Source organism: Silvimonas soli, assembly GCF_030035605.1.
Classification (GTDB): Bacteria; Pseudomonadota; Gammaproteobacteria; order Burkholderiales; family Chitinibacteraceae; genus Silvimonas; species Silvimonas soli.
In genome coordinates this window covers 1,074,007-1,090,086 of sequence record NZ_CP106736.1, presented here as the reverse complement: position 1 = coordinate 1,090,086, position 16,080 = coordinate 1,074,007, and the positions used below count along the sequence as shown (strand labels likewise).

Below are 16,080 nucleotides of genomic sequence, written 5' to 3'. Positions count from 1 at the left end.
TTCCGCTAACAGACGGTTTGCTTTTTTAACCCCCTGACGCCACTGCCGAGGGAGTGTCGGGAGACCTTAGGCTCCCGACCGACCGAGGGAAGAAAGCCCGGTGCGCGTGTGAATCTTTGATTCGCTCAGCCATAGCCAAGAGCGTGGGGTCGCCTTTCTTTTGGTTACTTTTCTTTTGCGAAGCAAGTTGCACGATAAGGCTTTACGACCACACTACCGTGTTCCCGGTCACCACCGGGTATGTAAAACACCGTGCCGCAGGCACAGAGAATTCTCAGGAGCACATGAAATGAGCACCATCATCCGTCCAGCCATCACCCTCTTCGTGGTGCTGACAGCCATCACCGGCCTGGCCTATCCATTGGTCGTAACCGGTGCTGCCAAAGCCATCTTCCCGGATCAGGCCGCCGGCAGTCTGATCGAAAAGAACGGCAAAGTAGTCGGTTCCAGCCTCATCGGTCAAAGCTTCTCCGGCCCGACCTACTTCTGGAGTCGCCCGTCCGCCACCGGCCCGCAACCGAACAACGGCTTGGCTTCTGGCGGCAGCAATCTGGGTCCGACCAATCCGGCGTTGAAAGATGCAGTCAAAGCCCGCATCGATACCGTTCGTGCAGCACACCCTGATCAAACCGGCCCGGTGCCTACCGACTTGGTGACAGCATCGGCCAGCGGTCTGGACCCGCATATTTCGCCAGCGGCGGCGGCGTACCAAGTGCATCGCGTGGCCAAGGCACGTGGCTTGACTGATGAAACGGTGCGGCAACTGGTTGACGCCAACACCGCTCGCCCGCAGTGGGGTTTGTTTGGCGAGTCGGTAGTGAACGTGCTGCAACTGAACCTGGCGCTGGACGATGCAGGCAGTAAAGTGAAAGCATGAATCAATGCCGCGGACCGGGACTGCGTCGTCGGTAGCCTGCGCAATCCCGATGGTTATCCAATGCAAGGCTGGGAGTCTCGTTGCGGCTAATCGCAACGGCCGGCTCTGTGTCTCAATGTCCATTTGGCAGTAACGGATTTTCGCTACCCAACTGCAAACCGCATTTGACCGTGCGGTGTCATTGTGGGGATGCCTCTAGGGGCAAGGCCCAATCCACCCTACACTACAAACCATGACCGACGACCTGCGCCCCAACCCTGACCAACTGCTTGCCGAATTGCAGGCCGATGAAGCCGTTGCCCATCGCGGCAAGCTGAAAATCTTCTTTGGTGCCAACGCCGGTGTCGGCAAAACCTGGGCGATGCTGACCCAGGCGCACAGTCGCCAGCGCGAGGGTGCGGATGTGCTGGTGGGGCTGGTGGAAACGCACAAGCGCGAAGAAACCGCCGCCTTGCTGGGTGGCTTGAGCCTGCTGCCACGGCGAACGCTGACTTATCGCGATAAAGCCTTTGAAGAGTTTGATCTGGACGCCGCGCTGGCGCGCAAGCCGCAACTGATCCTGGTCGATGAACTGGCGCACAGCAATGTGGTGGGTAGCCGCCACCCGAAGCGCTGGCAGGATATTGAAGAACTCCTCGCTGCCGGGATTGACGTTTACACCACCGTGAACGTGCAGCATCTGGAAAGCCTGAACGATATCGTGGGCAGCCTCACAGGCGTGCGGGTGCGCGAAACCGTACCCGATCAGGTATTTGATGCGGCTGACGATATCGCCTTGGTCGATTTGCCACCGGATGAACTGCTCAAGCGCCTGCACGAAGGTAAGGTGTATCTGCCGGGTAACGTGGCGCGGGCGCGCGATTCGTTCTTTCGCAAAGGCAACCTGATTGCGCTGCGGGAACTGGCCTTGCGGCGCACGGCGGATCGGGTCGATGCCGAGTTGCGGCGTCATCCTGCAGCGGGCTCTGCGCCGGGCGAAACCCTGCTGGCGGCGATTGCACCGGGGCTTGCAGGTGAAACTTTGGTTCGCCACACCGCGCGGCTGGCTGGCCGGTTGAAAGTGAGCTGGTGCGCGGTAACGGTAGAAACCCCCACCCTGTTGCGCAGTAACACCAAGCTGGCCAGCGCGCGCCGCAATCTGGATCTGGCGGAAAGCCTGGGCGCCAAAACGGCCATGTTGCCCGGCCCGAACGTACCCGAAGCGCTGGCCGCTTATGCCAGCGATCACGACATGGGGACGGTGGTCATTGGCAAACCGCCGCGTCGTCTCAACATCCTCGAAAGCTACGCTGCCAAGCTCGCGCGCTTGTCGCCCAATCTCACGGTGCAAATTGTCGGCGTTGCCCCGGCGCCGGTCGAGCGCATTGATCCGTGGGCGGTGATCGGTCGCCGCTGGCAAGGCGCGGTATGGGCGCTGATTGGGTGCGGTATCAGCACGATCATTGCCGCCCAGTTGACCCAGGTGTTCGATCTGGCCAACGTCATCATGTTGTATCTGCTGTCGGTGTTATTGGTGTCGGTACGCTTTGGCCGCTTTGCCGGGGCGCTGTCGTCACTGTTGTCGGTGGCGGCGTTCGACTTCTTTTTTGTGCCACCGAAGATGTCGTTCACGGTGGCCGATACCCAATATTTGCTGACTTTCGGCATCATGCTCACCGTGGCACTGACGCTGAGTCAGATGTCGGCGCGGCTGCGCTTTCAGGCGGAAATTGCCACCCAACGCGAGCGGCGTACGGCTGCGTTGTATGAGCTGTCGCAAGCGCTGTCCGGCGCGCTCATGCGCGAACAAGTGGTGGAACTGGCATTGGCGCATCTGGCGCCACGTTTTCAGACCGATATCGGCCTGGCTTTGCCGGATATGGACGAACAACTGCATCAGGAAGGTGGCATGGCGCTCGATCTGGCCGTAGCCGACTGGGTCTATCGCCATGGTGAAGAGGCTGGGCAAGGTACTGGTACGCTCGCCGCCGCAACAGCGTTTTATCTGCCGCTGACGGCCCCGATGCGTGTACGCGGCGTGCTGGCGCTGATCCCCAAGGGCGATTGGCTGGGTGACCGCGAAGAAAAGCGTTTTTTGCAGACTTGCGCTGCGCAAATCGGCTTGGCGCTGGAACGTGTGCACTTTGTGGAAGTGGCGCAGAACGCGCTGGTGTCGATGGAAGGCGAGCGCTTGCGCAATCATCTGCTGTCGGCCATCTCGCATGATTTACGCACGCCGATCACCGTATTGCTGGGGCTGGCCAGCACGCTGTCCGAAAGCCCTTACGCTGCGCCGCCCGCCCGCGATATCGCGCATCAACTGGTCGGTGAAATCCGTCGCATGAACGATCTGGTGAACAACTTGCTGGATATGGCGCGCTTGCAGGCGGGTGAAGTACGCTTGCGCCAGGATTGGCAGGCGGTAGAAGAAGTAGTCGGCACCAGTCTGCGCTCGCTGGAATTGCGGCTGGTCGAGCACCCGGTGCAACTGGATATTCCGGCCGATCTACCGTTGGTGGAGTTCGACGCCGTTTTGATGGAGCGCGTGTTGGTCAATCTGGTGGATAACGCCATCAAATACACGCCGTTTGGTACGCCCATTACTATCGCCGCTCGCGCCGCGCCGCAAAAACTGATAATCACGGTGGCCGATACCGGTCCAGGTTTGCCGCCGGGGCGCGAGGAGATGATTTTCTCCAAGTTCACGCGCGGCCAGACTGAATCCGCGACGGCAGGCGTCGGTTTGGGACTGGCGTTATGCCGGGCAATTGTCGCGGCGCATGGTGGTACGATAACCGCCGCCAACGCGCAAGGTGGCGGGGCCGTATTCACCGTGGCATTGCCACGCCGCGCACCGCCTGCATTGCCCGACCCTGAAAATTTGCTACAAGACCCCATCGCATGAACAGCCAGAGCGCCACCATCGTCATTATTGAAGACGAGCCGCAGATTGCCCGTTTTGTGGCCATGACCGTGGAAGGGGCGGGCATGCAGACACATCACGCCAGCACGGCGCGCCAGGGGCTGATAGAGGCCGGAACGCGCCAGCCGGATTTACTGGTGCTGGATCTGGGCCTGCCCGATGGCGATGGCATTGATCTGATTCGCGAGCTGCGCACCTTCAGCGAGGTGCCGATTCTGGTGCTGTCGGCGCGCAGCCAGGAAGGCGATAAAGTCGCCGCGCTGGATGCCGGGGCGGACGATTATTTGACCAAACCGTTTGGCGTGAACGAATTGCTGGCTCGCGTGCGGGTATTGCTGCGGCGGCATGCCAAAGATGCGCCGGGCGATGGCAAAGTCGCGCTGGGCGAAGTGGAGATTGATCTGGTCGCCCGCACCGTCACCCGCAATGGCGAGTCCATTCACCTCACGCCAATTGAGTACCGTCTGCTGGCAACCTTGATTCGCCACGCGGGCAAGGTGATTACCCATCGCCAGCTATTGCTGGAGGTGTGGGGGCCTGCTTATGTGGAACACAGCCACTATCTGCGCATCTATATGGGGCACCTGCGGCAGAAACTGGAAGATGAACCGGCGCAACCCCGACATCTGCTCACTGAATCAGGCGTGGGTTATCGCTTGCTGATCGCCGGTTAATTTGGCCGTTGGTGCGTGGAGCGGTCACGCCAGCAGAATATGCGTACCGGCGTTGATAAACGCATTCAATAGCGCAGGCTTGGTGTCGCGCTCGACGATGATGGTGCTGGCTTCGGTGATCGGCGCAATCACGTAGGGAGAAGCGGCGTTGAGCTTTTCGGACGATGCCAGCACGACCGTTTCTGCCGCCCGTGCCATCAATGCCCGCTTCATATAGGCCTCTTCCATATCGCCGGTGCTCAGGCCTTCACTGGCATGCACGCCGGTGACACCCATAAAGAAAATATCCGCCCGGATATGCGCCAGGGATTCCAGCGCGGCCGCGCCGACATTGACGATGGAATGCTTGAACAGCCGGCCGCCGATCATGACCACATCTACGCCCGCATGCTGGACCAGTTCTACCGCCACGCTCGGGCTGTGTGTGACCACCGTCGCGCGCAATGTCGCAGGGAGCGAGCGCGCCAACTGCACGGCGGTGGTGCCGCCATCCAGGATCACAATTTGCCCGTCACTGATCAGCCCGGCCGCCGCCTTGGCAATGGCGGCTTTGGCTGCTGAGGCAATTTGCTGACGCTGGGCAAAATCACCCACCGCTGGCGAAGCGGGCAGGGCGCCACCATGCACCCGTTGCAACAATCCTTCTGCTGCCAGTTCGCGCAAATCGCGGCGGATGGTGTCCTCCGACAAACCCAGTTCCTGGCTGATGGCTCTGGCCTGAATCTGGCCGTCCCGCTTCAGAACGGCGAGCAGATGTTGTTTGCGCTGACGGGTGAGCATGGTCTGGATATCCGGTTACCGATTTCTTGTTTGCACGAAAAATCTTGTTATTGCACGAAACTGCATGATAGCTTAATGGCTCATGCTCAAAAGGGCAATGGCTCTGCACAAGGGTGAGGCAATGAGTGATACAGCAAACAAGGTAAGAATCGTCGATGTGAAGGTGTTATCGGACGACTGGTATGTGCTGAAGAAAACGACTTTCGACTTTCAGCGCGCCAATGGTCAGTGGCAGCGCCAAAGTCGCGAAACCTATGACCGAGGCAACGGCGCAACCTTGCTGTTATACGATCCGCAGCGCAGGACAGTGGTGCTGACGCGGCAGTTTCGTTTGCCGACGTATGTAAACGGTTATCACGGCATGCTGATCGAGACCCCGGCCGGTTTGCTGGATCAGGCTTCGCCCGAAGAGCGTATTCGCACCGAGGTGGAAGAAGAAACCGGCTATCGCGTGCAAAACGTGCGCAAAGTGTTCGAGGCCTTCATGAGCCCCGGCTCCGTCACCGAGAAGCTGTACTTCTTTGTGGCGCAATACGATGCTTCGCACAAAGTGGCCGACGGTGGCGGGTTGGCGGAAGAAGGTGAGGATATCGAGGTGCTGGAGCTCACCTTTGCCAACGCAATGCAAATGATGGCGGATGGCGAAATCGTCGATGGCAAGACCATCATGTTGCTGCAATATGCGGCGTTGCATCTGTTTGCCGAGGTGCGGGCCAGCAAATAAAAACGCCCGCTCAAGTTGAGACGGGCGTTTGGCTGATTGATTGGGCGAGTCGCAGTACGGCTGCCCGATAATCCAGTTTGATCAGGCCAGCACGGCCAATGCAGCAGCGTAGTCTGGCTCGTTAGCGATTTCGGATACCAGTTCGGTATGCAGCACTTTGTCGTTGGCATCCAGCACCACAACGGCACGCGCAGCTACGCCAACCAGCGGGCCGCCAGCGATCTCGACGCCGTAATCATTCAGGAATTCACGACCGCGCATCAGCGACAGGGTTTGCACGTTATCCAGGCCTTCGGCACCGCAGAAACGGGCTTGAGCAAACGGCAGATCGGCGGAGATACACAACACGACAGTGTTATTCAGCTTGGAGGCGGATTCGTTGAACTTGCGTACAGACATGGCGCAAGTCGGGGTATCCACACTCGGGAAAATATTCAGTACTTTGTTTTTGCCAGCAAAGTTGGCCAGCGTCACGTCGGCCAGATCCTTGCCAACCAGTGAAAATGGTTTTGCCTGGCTACCAACGGCGGGCAGCGAGCCATTCACCGGAACGGGATTGCCGCCGAGAGTTACTTGGGACATGGGTATCTCCTGAATTGCCTGTGTGGAATGCCCGACCAACGCGAAGTTGGCCGGGTGGTCTTTGTAGATGTTGCTGGTTTTTTTGTTGTAGATGTCTGTTTGCTTTGTGCAAAGGCAGACCGCTCAACAGATGAGGTCGTGCGGCGGGATTTTCAAGCGTAAACGCGGATCAACTTCCATCGGTCGAAGATCGCCAAGGCGAATTGGCACCGTTTATGGATAAAACCAGTACAACGAGTAGCCACTGGCATTCAGACCCGCAGCATTGAGTTGCAGGAAAACATGCAATTCGTCATTGGTGGCCAGGGCGCTACGTTTTTTCTCGTTGGCAACCAGATAGTCTTTGGCAGTAAACACCTTCTTTGCCACAACTTCTTCTTGCGCGTTGGTCAAGGTCAGCTCCAGCGATGGGAGGGCCTGATCATAAGCGGCCAGATTGCGCAGAGATGCCGATAGCTGAATCAACTCTGGATGATCTGGTACAAAGATCAGCTCGGAATAGTCCGAACGCAGCAGACTGGCATTGCGTGGCAACGGCAGGTCACAACCAAACAGCTGGCAAACGGAAGTCAGCGGCGGACGCAACCACGGGAAGTTGACGCTCAACTCATTGCGATAGCGGATTCCTGCCTGGAACACCAATAACAGAATCAGCAGCACAGCCACGGGCAATGCGGCGTAATGCCACTTGGGCCTTGCAGGTGGCAACGCCAGCAATGCATCGTCTTCTGCGGTACGAATCGGGAAATAACCTTCACCACGCTCACTGGCCTGGGCAGACCAGGTTTCCAGCGGCACGGTAAAAATTGGCTCTTCTTCTGCGACAACATGAGCAGGCTCGACCGCAACTGGCGGCGCGACAGGCTCGGCGGCGGGCGCAGTTGCAGTTGATGCAACCGGCTCAATCGCTGGTGTCGGAGTTGCTACAGGCGGTGCAACGTAATCGTCGTAGTCGGTGGCTTCGGCTTCAGCTGCCACAGCGGCAATCGCCTGAACGTAGGAATTTTCCAGCCAGTCCTGCACGGACTCTTGCGGCGCCGCTGTAATTGTCTTGGCGAGGTCAGGTGCGATTGCAGCTTGCGGCGTGTGAGCGACGGCTGCCGGCGTAGGAGTTGGCAATGGAGCCGGTGCCAGCAACGGCGCCGGAACCGGGCTGGGTGCCGGTGTCTCAATGGGGGCAGGCGCTGGCGCAAAAACCGGAACGTATTCTTTGGCGGCAGGTTGTGCGCTGATGCTCACTGGTGCCGGAGCGGCTGCCACAGGGGTTGGAACAACTTGCGGCGCGGCGCGTTCGACCACTGGCGCAGGTTTTTCGGTGCTGGCTTGCAGTTCCAGGCTGTCACGTGCATTGAAAATGAATGCACATTTGCCGCAACGCACTTTGCCGCCATGGGCGGCCAGTTGCGTTTCGGTTACTTTGAAGGCGGTGCGGCAGTTGGGGCAGCGCGTAACGTAGCTCATGGCCGCGATTCTAGCCTGTAACCTGACACCGGTCACGGTTGCGCAAGTATGTTGTTACGTGCAATACGCAGGCATGCAAAGAAGCGCCCGGAATATGCGATCATCATCGGGATTCTTTCTCAGAGCCTCAGCATCATGAGCAATCCAGTCAGCGGCGTTAGCCACCGCCGCGTGCTTGGCCTGGCGTTTCCTATTGCGCTGGCCAATCTGACCCAACCTTTGCTCGCCGCCGTGGATACCGCCATGGCCGGGCATTTGACCGATGCATCCGCCATTGGTGGCGTGGCCTTGGGCGGCGTGTTTTTCAGCTTCGTGTTCTGGGGTTTCGGCTTTTTGCGCATGGGCACGACGGGTCTGGTGGCACAGGCTTGGGGTGCCAGAGATGACATTGCTCTGCGCGATAACCTCTTACGCGCCATGTCGCTGGCGCTGGCGATCGGGCTGACGATTTTGCTGTTGCAGGTGCCGTTGATTGGCTTCGCGCTGAAGTTGCTCGGCGGTAGCCCGGCGGTACAAAGTGACGCGGCAAGCTACGCGCATGCCCGCATCTGGTCGGCTCCGCTGGTGCTGGCCAACTATGTGGTGCTGGGCTATTTGCTGGGCGTGCAGCGGGTGCGCTGGGCCTTGTTGCTGCAGTTGCTGATCAATCTGGTCAATATCGTCGCGGTTTACAGTTTTGTGCGTGGGTTGGGGTGGGGGATTGTCGGTATCGGTTGGGCCACGGCCTGTGCCGACCTGGCGGGTTTTATTGCTGGCGTGCTGGTGTTATCCAGATTGCTGCCACATGATTTGCCAGGCATGGTCTGGCGCCGCCTGATTGAATCTGCCTCACTACGCCGCCTGGCGTTAATCAATCGCGACATCTTTTTTCGGACCATGTTGCTGTTGGCCAGCTTTGGCTGGTTTGCCCATGCCGGTGCCAGGCAGAGCGACGTGATCCTGGCCGCCAATGCCTTGTTGATGAATTTCCAGACATTTATGGCGTATGGGCTGGATGGCCTTGCCCATGCGATTGAAGCACTGACCGGTGAAGCTATTGGCGCGCGCCGCCGCGATCAACTGGTGCGGGCGATCAAGATCAGCCTGTTATGGTCTAGCGTGCTGGCTCTCATTTTCAGCGTGGTTTATGCCCTGGCTGGCCCGACGATCATTGGTTTGCTCACAGATCAGAGCGCAATCCGCATTGCCGCCGAACGTTATTTGCCCTGGGCCGTACTGGCACCCGTGATCTCGGTCTGGGGGTTTTTGCTGGATGGGGTGTTTATTGGCGCCACGCGCACTCACGATTTAATGCGCTGCATGGCCTTGTGTTTTGGCTGTTTTATCGTGCTGGCACTGATCTTGTTGCCCTTAATGGGTAATCACGGCTTGTGGCTGGCACTGATGCTATTCATGGCGTTGCGCGGCGTGACGCTGGGGCTGCGCTTGCCCGCGTTGCTGGCAGATGTTGCGGACGAAGCCGATACGGATGTTGGGCTGGCCGGGCGTGTTGTGACGGTTCGGAGTTGAGCCTGGTGATGCGCTGGTCCACCTGGAGTGGCAATAAAAAAGCCGGTTGCAAACGCGACCGGCTTTTATCTGGATGACGCGAACGGCCATCAACCTTGTTTGCGCGTACCCGACAAGCACACCCAGCCTTCTTCGGCAGCGGGCGGCAAGAAGGTGAACCACACGCCGTAAATCGCCATGACTTCATCGGCCTGTTCTTCCAGAATGCCCGACAACGCAATGTGCCCACCGGCACGCACACGCCCGGCCAGCAACGGTGCCAGCGTTTTGAGCGGGTTGGTCAGAATGTTGGCGACCACCACGTCGTATTGCTGCTGGGGTGCTTCGTTGGGCAAGAAGAACGAGATTTCCACGTTGTTCTGCTCGGCATTCTGGCGTGATGCAATCATCGCTTGCGCATCGATATCCACGCCGTGTGTGTCGCCAGCGCCCAATTTCTTCGCGGCGATGGCCAGAATGCCGGAACCACACCCGTAATCCAGCACGGTTTCGCTTTGCTGGATATTGCTGTCCAGCCATTTCAGGCACAGCCGCGTGGTGGGATGGCTGCCGGTGCCGAACGCCAGACCGGGATCAAGCACGATGTTAATCGCACGTGCATCGGGCGATTCGTGCCATGTGGGTGTAATCCACAGCCGGTCGGAAATGCGGATCGGATCAAACTGCGATTGCGTCAAACGCACCCAGTCTTGTTCTTCCACGATCTGCACGGTGTACAGCGGGTGGGCAATGCCGGTGCTATTGCATGCTGCGGCCACGATGAATTCTGGCGCTGCGCCATCTTCCAGCAAGGCCACCACGATGCTTTTTTCCCACAGTTGTTCGAGCGGTTCACCCGGCTCGCCAAAAATGGGTTTTTCATCGGCGGTGCCCGCAGTGGCGTCCTCGATCGACACGGACAGGGCGCCCAGATCGAAGAGGGCGTCCGACAGCGCCTCGGCATTCCGGGAATCTGTTTCGATACGAAGTTCTTGCCAGGACATGATGCTGCCTCAAAACCAAATGACCATTCTCGCATTGCTCAGCACTGCAAGAAAAGCGCGATTTACGACATGCAACAGGGGCTTTGCCCGAAGTTGCAGATTTTTTGCTGGCTAACAAAGCAAAACGGAGCCGTAGCTCCGTTTTGTATTACCACCATTCAGAGGCAGTTTAGCCGATCTGATTTTCCAGCAATGCGCGGATTTCCGGCATTTTGTGCTCCAGGTAATGAATACTGGTGCCGCCCTTGATAAAGGCCGCATCCAGCAACAATTGCTGGTGCAAAGGAATATTGGTGTTGATGCCTTGAACCACCATTTCCGACAGCGCAATACGCATGCGGGCCATGGCCTGCTCGCGTGTGTCACCGTAGGTGATGATCTTGCCGATCATCGAATCGTAGTTTGGCGGAACAAAATAGCCTTGGTACACGTGTGAATCCACCCGCACGCCTGGGCCACCCGGCGTATGCCACGTGGTGATGCGACCTGGGCTCGGTACAAACTTGAGCGGGTCTTCGGCGTTAATGCGGCACTCAATGGCGTGGCCTTTGAGCTTGATGTCTTTTTGCGTGTAATTGAGCTTCAAGCCAGCAGCAACGCGGATCTGTTCTTGCACGATGTCCACGCCGGTAATCATTTCGGTCACCGGGTGTTCCACCTGCACGCGGGTGTTCATTTCAATGAAATAGAACTCGCCATTTTCGAACAGAAACTCAAAAGTACCGGCACCGCGATAACCGATCTTGCGGCAAGCATCGGCGCAGGCTTCGCCCACACGTTTGCGTTGCGCTTCGGTAATGCCTGGAGCCGGCGCTTCTTCGATCACTTTCTGGTGGCGGCGTTGCATGGAACAATCGCGTTCGCCCAGATAAATGGCGTTGCCGTGGGTATCGGCCAGAATCTGGATTTCCACGTGGCGTGGGTTTTCCAGAAACTTTTCCATGTATACGGTCGGGTTGCCGAAGGCCGCGCCTGCTTCCGACTTGGTCATTTCGACCGAACGCAGCAGTTCGTTTTCTTCGTGCACCACACGCATACCGCGACCACCGCCGCCGCCAGCGGCCTTGATGATCACCGGATAACCGATCTTGCGGGCAATCTTCAGAACTTCGGTGTTGTCGTCTGGCAGCGCGCCATCTGAGCCCGGTACGCACGGCACCTTGGCCGCTTTCATGGCGTTCTTGGCGGAAACCTTGTCACCCATCAGGCGGATGGATTCAGGCTTGGGGCCGATGAACACAAAGCCGGATTCTTCTACACGTTGCGCAAAGTCAGCGTTTTCCGACAGAAAACCGTAACCTGGGTGAATGGCTTGTGCTTCAGTGACTTCAGCGGCAGCAATCAGCGACGGTACGTTCAGATAGCTCAAACCGGACGGGTTCGGGCCGATACATACCGACTCATCGGCCAGCTTTACATATTTGGCTTCGCGGTCGATTTCAGAATGCACGACCACGGTCTTGATGCCCATTTCGCGGCATGCACGCAAAATCCGCAGAGCAATTTCTCCGCGATTTGCGATCAGAATCTTGTCAAACATGGCTCAACTCCGTGAGAAGTGAGAGATCTGGCGCAACCTGGCTGGCGTTATCGACCAGTTTTGCAGCGCCGTACACCTCACAGAATTATCCAATAATGAACAGCGGCTCGCCGTATTCAACCGGCTGACCGTTTTCCACCAGCACGGCTTTAACCGTGCCGCTGACTTCGGCTTCGATCTCGTTCAAGAGCTTCATCGCCTCAATGATGCACAGCGTATCGCCGACATTCACTTGCTGGCCGATTTCAATGAAGTTCTTGGCGCCAGGGCTTGGCGCGCGGTAGAACGTGCCGACCATTGGCGACTTGACCGGTGTGCCTTCTTGCACGGCCGGAGCGGCTTCAGCCGCAACCGGTGCCGCAGCTGCCGCAGGGGCGCCGGCTGGCAACTGGATCTGCGGTGCCTGGGTCAGGTAAGTTGGCGCGAGGGATTGATTCACGCGGGTAATGCGAACTTTTTCTTCGCCCTCGGTCACTTCAAGCTCGGCAATGCCGGATTCCTCGACGAGATCGATCAGCTTTTTGAGTTTGCGCAAGTCCATTGATGGCAACCCTTCTTTGATATGTATTTAGTTTTGGGACAACGACGTCGTCTTCAGGACGTCTTGACGGAATGATTGAGCGCGAACGCCAAGGCATATTCATAGCCTTTGGCGCCCAAGCCGCAGATCACGCCAACGGCGAGATCGGAAAAGAACGAGTGATGCCGAAACGATTCACGGGCGTGAACGTTGGAAAGATGTACTTCCACAAAAGGCTTTTTGACGCCGGAAAGGGCATCGCGCAACGCCACACTGGTATGGGTGAACGCGGCCGGATTAATGACAATGAAGTCAGTGCCGTCGTTCAAGGTTGCATGAATGCGTTCGATCAACTCGAATTCGCGATTGGACTGGAATGTTTCAACCAGGGCACCCACTGCGGCGCCTTGTTCAATCAAACGGGCATTGATGGCAGCCAGTGTATCGGCGCCATAATGTTGCGGTTCGCGTACCCCGAGCAGATTGAGGTTGGGACCGTGCAGAACCAGTATTTTTCGGCCTTGCGTCATGGTCGCCCCGGATCGAGTGTTCCCTGTCATCGGCGGGAGTTTGCCGAGCCAGATGGGTGTTGTCCAGTAAATTCGACGAAATTCGCAGAATTTGCAAGATAAAACACTCGTTTGAAAACGTGTTTTAACGAAGCACAGCGCGGCTTGCGACCGTTTGCTGCTGATATACTGCCGTAACTTTGTTACAGCGACTACTGAGTATTTCCATGCAGTTATCTGATTTTGATTACCACTTGCCCGAGCATTTGATCGCCCAGTTTCCGCCGGAACAGCGCGGTGGCAGCCGTTTACTACACGTGGATGGTGCCACCCTGCAAGATCGCACGTTCGCCGAACTTCCCGGCTTTTTACGCGCAGGCGACGTTTTGGTGTTCAACGACACCAAAGTGATCAAGGCGCGGCTGTTTGGGCAGAAAGAAAGCGGCGGCCAGATTGAGGCGTTGATCGAACGCGTATTGGGCCCGCATCGCGCGCTCGCGCACGTGCGTTCATCCAAGTCGCCCAAGCCGGGCAGCAAACTGATCTTCAATGGCGGCTGGGCTGCCACCATGATTGAACGCCAGGGCGAGCTGTTCTTGCTGGAGTTCGATGCAGAAGCATCGGTGCTGGAGATTCTGGATGCGGCAGGCTTGTTACCGCTGCCGCCGTATATCACCCACGTGCCCGATGAGGAAGACGCCAAACGCTATCAAACCGTTTATGCCCGCGACCCAGGCGCTGTGGCGGCCCCGACCGCCGGGCTGCACTTTACCGATACGTTGCTGGAACAACTGCGCGCGCAAGGTGTGCAAACCGCGTTTCTGACTCTGCATGTGGGCGCTGGTACTTTCCAGCCGGTGCGGGTGGAGAACGTGGCAGAGCACAAAATGCATTTCGAGCGCTACGCCATTTCGCCAGAAACGGTGGCGCTGCTGCAAAAGGCCAAGGCTGAAGGCGGACGCATCATCGCGGTGGGCACGACTTCATTGCGCGCACTGGAAGCTGCCAGCCAGCAGGGCTTTCTGGCGCAACCAGAAGGCGATACCGATATCTTCATTACGCCCGGATATCAGTTCCGCGTGGTGGACCGGTTGGTGACCAACTTCCATCTGCCCAAGTCCACGCTGTTGATGTTGGTGGCCGCGTTTGCCGGTCACGACACCATGATGAACGCTTATCAGCACGCCGTTGCGCACGAATACCGTTTTTTCAGTTATGGCGACGCCATGCTGCTGGAGCGGCAATCCCTGTAGAATCATGGGTTTTGCTTGTTGGCCCGGGTGTGGCCAGCGCGGCGCAGGCAGCTGGCTTGTGCTGATTTTTGATCAAGCATCGGACTGTTTTCCGATAGCGAGAGGTATGTATATATATGTCCCAACACACTCAGCAAGCACTTGATGGCTTGCAGTTCGAACTGAAAACCACCAGCGGCGGTGCTCGCCGTGGTCAGGTGACGCTGAATCATGGCGTGGTGCAGACCCCGGTGTTCATGCCGGTCGGCACCTATGGCACGGTCAAGGCCATGACCCCGCGAGATCTGAATGAAATCTCGGCGCAGATCATCCTGGGCAACACTTTTCACCTGTGGCTGCGCCCGGGGCTGGAAGTAATTGGCCAGTTTGGTGGCCTGCATGAATTCATGGGCTGGGATAAGCCCATCCTCACCGACTCTGGCGGCTTTCAGGTGTTCAGCCTGGGCGATTTGCGCAAGATCACTGAAGAAGGCGTCAAATTCCAGAGCCCGGTGAACGGGACTAAGTTGTTTCTCACACCCGAAGAATCCATGCGTATCCAGCGCGTGCTTAATTCCGACGTAGTGATGATTTTTGACGAATGCACCCCGTATCCGGCCACGCATAAAGAGGCGGCGGATTCAATGCGGATGTCGGCGCGTTGGGCGCGGCGTTCTCGCGATGAGTTTGACCGGCTGGAAAACCCCAACGCGCTGTTCGGCATTGTTCAGGGTGGCATGTATGAAGACCTGCGTGACGAATCGCTGGCGGGTCTTGATGACATCGGTTTTCACGGCATGGCCATTGGCGGCCTGAGCGTAGGCGAGCCACGCGAAGAGTTTTACCGCGTACTGGCGTACACCGGCCCCAAGTTGCCGGTGAACAAGCCGCGTTATCTGATGGGTGTGGGTACGCCGGAAGATCTGGTTTTTGGCGTTTCGCAAGGCATCGACATGTTCGATTGCGTGATGCCAACCCGCAATGCGCGCAACGGTATGTTGTTTACACGCTACGGCGACATCAAGATCAAGAATGCCAAACATCGGCAAGACAAACGTGTGCTGGATGAAACCTGCGACTGCTACACTTGCCGCAATTTCAGCCGGGCGTATCTGCATCATTTGTTCCGCTCGGGCGAAATTCTGGCCGCACAACTGAATACTATCCACAACTTGCGCTACTACCAGGTGTTGATGGCAGACATGCGCGCCGCCATTGAACAAGATGCATTCCCCGCCTATGTGACCGGTTTTCATGCTGACCGGGCACGAGGAACTGACTGATTACACGACAGTCAGAGGCGAGCTACCGGCCACTTCGGGCCTGGTAGCATGTCCGCTTGGACGGCCCGTTGTGGATTTCATCCAGGTCGCGGGCTAAAATAAGCGGCTTTTTTAATCGTTTTACACTTATACGGAAAATCAACCGCCATGCAGCTGATCCCTTCTGCCTTCGCCGCTGATGCGGGCGCAAGCGCCGGCCCAATGGGAGGACTGCTGTCCTTCGCGCCGATGATCGTCATCTTCGTGCTGTTCTATTTCTTGTTGATTCGTCCGCAACAAAAGCGCGCCAAAGAGCAACAAGCCATGTTGCAAGCCGTGCAAAAGGGCGATGAAATTGTGACTACCGGTGGTTTGCTGGGACGCGTTGCCAAAGCAACGGATGCTTATCTCACGATTGAACTGGCTGACGGTGTTGAAGTGTTGATCCAGCGTTCGGCAGTTGCCCAGCGCCTGGAAAAAGGCACGATCAAAAACAATAAGTAAAACGTAACCCGAGAAGCGGCA

The 16,080-nt window shown here is 57.7% G+C and carries 15 protein-coding genes; 8 read left to right on the top strand and 7 right to left on the bottom strand.

Translation table 11 applies throughout. The features are described from left to right. Nucleotides 1–289 precede the first annotated feature (289 nt). The 3 genes from kdpC to kdpE all read left to right on the top strand — a co-directional run bounded on the left by kdpC (nt 290) and on the right by kdpE (nt 4,453). Nucleotides 290–877, top strand: a complete 588-nt coding sequence (kdpC, locus tag N7220_RS05015) for a potassium-transporting ATPase subunit KdpC (RefSeq protein WP_283150367.1) — start codon at nt 290–292, stop codon at nt 875–877. Between the two features lie 232 nt (nt 878–1,109). After that, entirely contained in the window at nt 1,110–3,761 is a 2,652-nt protein-coding gene (locus N7220_RS05010) for a sensor histidine kinase (RefSeq protein ID WP_283150366.1), read from the top strand. Beyond that, nucleotides 3,758–4,453, top strand: coding sequence for a two-component system response regulator KdpE (gene kdpE / locus N7220_RS05005; protein WP_283150365.1), 696 nt, complete (start codon nt 3,758–3,760; stop codon nt 4,451–4,453). Before N7220_RS05010 ends, kdpE begins: the two co-directional genes overlap by 4 nt. A gap of 24 nt (nt 4,454–4,477) precedes the next feature. Here the strand turns inward: kdpE and N7220_RS05000 are convergent, their stop codons facing one another. Continuing rightward, the gene (locus N7220_RS05000; RefSeq protein ID WP_283150364.1) at nt 4,478–5,233 is read right to left on the bottom strand and encodes a DeoR/GlpR family DNA-binding transcription regulator; all 756 of its coding nucleotides are present in this window, start codon (nt 5,231–5,233) and stop codon (nt 4,478–4,480) included. Nucleotides 5,234–5,354: 121 nt separating this feature from the next. On the opposite strand from N7220_RS05000, the gene N7220_RS04995 reads away from it, so the two are divergent. After that, a complete protein-coding gene (locus tag N7220_RS04995) occupies nt 5,355–5,957 on the top strand; it encodes an NUDIX domain-containing protein (protein WP_283150363.1) in 603 nt (200 codons plus the stop codon). Between the two features lie 81 nt (nt 5,958–6,038). Here N7220_RS04995 and tpx read toward each other — a convergent pair whose 3' ends face one another. Beyond that, nucleotides 6,039–6,539, bottom strand: coding sequence for a thiol peroxidase (tpx, locus tag N7220_RS04990; protein ID WP_283150362.1), 501 nt, complete (start codon nt 6,537–6,539; stop codon nt 6,039–6,041). Nucleotides 6,540–6,752: 213 nt separating this feature from the next. Further along, the gene (locus N7220_RS04985; protein ID WP_283150361.1) at nt 6,753–8,000 is read right to left on the bottom strand and encodes a DUF3426 domain-containing protein; all 1,248 of its coding nucleotides are present in this window, start codon (nt 7,998–8,000) and stop codon (nt 6,753–6,755) included. Nucleotides 8,001–8,135: 135 nt separating this feature from the next. Between N7220_RS04985 and N7220_RS04980 the strand changes: the two genes are divergently transcribed. After that, nucleotides 8,136–9,509 carry an MATE family efflux transporter gene (locus N7220_RS04980; RefSeq protein WP_283150360.1) on the top strand — a complete coding sequence of 458 codons (1,374 nt, stop codon included), beginning with the start codon at nt 8,136–8,138 and terminating at the stop codon, nt 9,507–9,509. Nucleotides 9,510–9,598: 89 nt separating this feature from the next. Here N7220_RS04980 and prmA read toward each other — a convergent pair whose 3' ends face one another. The 4 genes from prmA to aroQ form a co-directional block, all read right to left on the bottom strand. Then, entirely contained in the window at nt 9,599–10,492 is an 894-nt protein-coding gene (prmA, locus tag N7220_RS04975; protein ID WP_283150359.1) for a 50S ribosomal protein L11 methyltransferase, read from the bottom strand. Nucleotides 10,493–10,661: 169 nt separating this feature from the next. After that, complete coding sequence (gene accC / locus N7220_RS04970) at nt 10,662–12,032, bottom strand: acetyl-CoA carboxylase biotin carboxylase subunit (RefSeq protein WP_283150358.1); 1,371 nt, start codon at nt 12,030–12,032, stop codon at nt 10,662–10,664. Between the two features lie 85 nt (nt 12,033–12,117). Continuing rightward, complete coding sequence (gene accB / locus N7220_RS04965) at nt 12,118–12,573, bottom strand: acetyl-CoA carboxylase biotin carboxyl carrier protein (protein WP_283150357.1); 456 nt, start codon at nt 12,571–12,573, stop codon at nt 12,118–12,120. A 53-nt stretch (nt 12,574–12,626) separates the two neighbouring features. Next, complete coding sequence (gene aroQ, locus N7220_RS04960; protein WP_283150356.1) at nt 12,627–13,082, bottom strand: type II 3-dehydroquinate dehydratase; 456 nt, start codon at nt 13,080–13,082, stop codon at nt 12,627–12,629. A 206-nt stretch (nt 13,083–13,288) separates the two neighbouring features. Between aroQ and queA the strand changes: the two genes are divergently transcribed. The 3 genes from queA (at nt 13,289) to yajC (ending at nt 16,059) form a co-directional block, all read left to right on the top strand. Continuing rightward, nucleotides 13,289–14,314 carry a tRNA preQ1(34) S-adenosylmethionine ribosyltransferase-isomerase QueA gene (gene queA / locus N7220_RS04955; RefSeq protein WP_283150355.1) on the top strand — a complete coding sequence of 342 codons (1,026 nt, stop codon included), beginning with the start codon at nt 13,289–13,291 and terminating at the stop codon, nt 14,312–14,314. A gap of 116 nt (nt 14,315–14,430) precedes the next feature. Further along, a complete protein-coding gene (gene tgt / locus N7220_RS04950; protein WP_283150354.1) occupies nt 14,431–15,576 on the top strand; it encodes a tRNA guanosine(34) transglycosylase Tgt in 1,146 nt (381 codons plus the stop codon). A gap of 147 nt (nt 15,577–15,723) precedes the next feature. Next, nucleotides 15,724–16,059 carry a preprotein translocase subunit YajC gene (gene yajC, locus N7220_RS04945; protein WP_283150353.1) on the top strand — a complete coding sequence of 112 codons (336 nt, stop codon included), beginning with the start codon at nt 15,724–15,726 and terminating at the stop codon, nt 16,057–16,059. Nucleotides 16,060–16,080 lie beyond the last annotated feature (21 nt).

Coding starts and splice junctions, on each gene's coding strand:
- prmA (WP_283150359.1), bottom strand. CDS start 10,492: ATGTCCTGGCAAGAACTTCGTATCGAAACAGATTCCCGGAATGCCGAG.
- tpx (WP_283150362.1), bottom strand. CDS start 6,539: ATGTCCCAAGTAACTCTCGGCGGCAATCCCGTTCCGGTGAATGGCTCG.
- N7220_RS05010 (WP_283150366.1), top strand. CDS start 1,110: ATGACCGACGACCTGCGCCCCAACCCTGACCAACTGCTTGCCGAATTG.
- tgt (WP_283150354.1), top strand. CDS start 14,431: ATGTCCCAACACACTCAGCAAGCACTTGATGGCTTGCAGTTCGAACTG.
- N7220_RS04980 (WP_283150360.1), top strand. CDS start 8,136: ATGAGCAATCCAGTCAGCGGCGTTAGCCACCGCCGCGTGCTTGGCCTG.
- N7220_RS04995 (WP_283150363.1), top strand. CDS start 5,355: ATGAGTGATACAGCAAACAAGGTAAGAATCGTCGATGTGAAGGTGTTA.
- kdpE (WP_283150365.1), top strand. CDS start 3,758: ATGAACAGCCAGAGCGCCACCATCGTCATTATTGAAGACGAGCCGCAG.
- N7220_RS04985 (WP_283150361.1), bottom strand. CDS start 8,000: ATGAGCTACGTTACGCGCTGCCCCAACTGCCGCACCGCCTTCAAAGTA.
- N7220_RS05000 (WP_283150364.1), bottom strand. CDS start 5,233: ATGCTCACCCGTCAGCGCAAACAACATCTGCTCGCCGTTCTGAAGCGG.
- accC (WP_283150358.1), bottom strand. CDS start 12,032: ATGTTTGACAAGATTCTGATCGCAAATCGCGGAGAAATTGCTCTGCGG.
- yajC (WP_283150353.1), top strand. CDS start 15,724: ATGCAGCTGATCCCTTCTGCCTTCGCCGCTGATGCGGGCGCAAGCGCC.
- kdpC (WP_283150367.1), top strand. CDS start 290: ATGAGCACCATCATCCGTCCAGCCATCACCCTCTTCGTGGTGCTGACA.
- accB (WP_283150357.1), bottom strand. CDS start 12,573: ATGGACTTGCGCAAACTCAAAAAGCTGATCGATCTCGTCGAGGAATCC.
- queA (WP_283150355.1), top strand. CDS start 13,289: ATGCAGTTATCTGATTTTGATTACCACTTGCCCGAGCATTTGATCGCC.
- aroQ (WP_283150356.1), bottom strand. CDS start 13,082: ATGACGCAAGGCCGAAAAATACTGGTTCTGCACGGTCCCAACCTCAAT.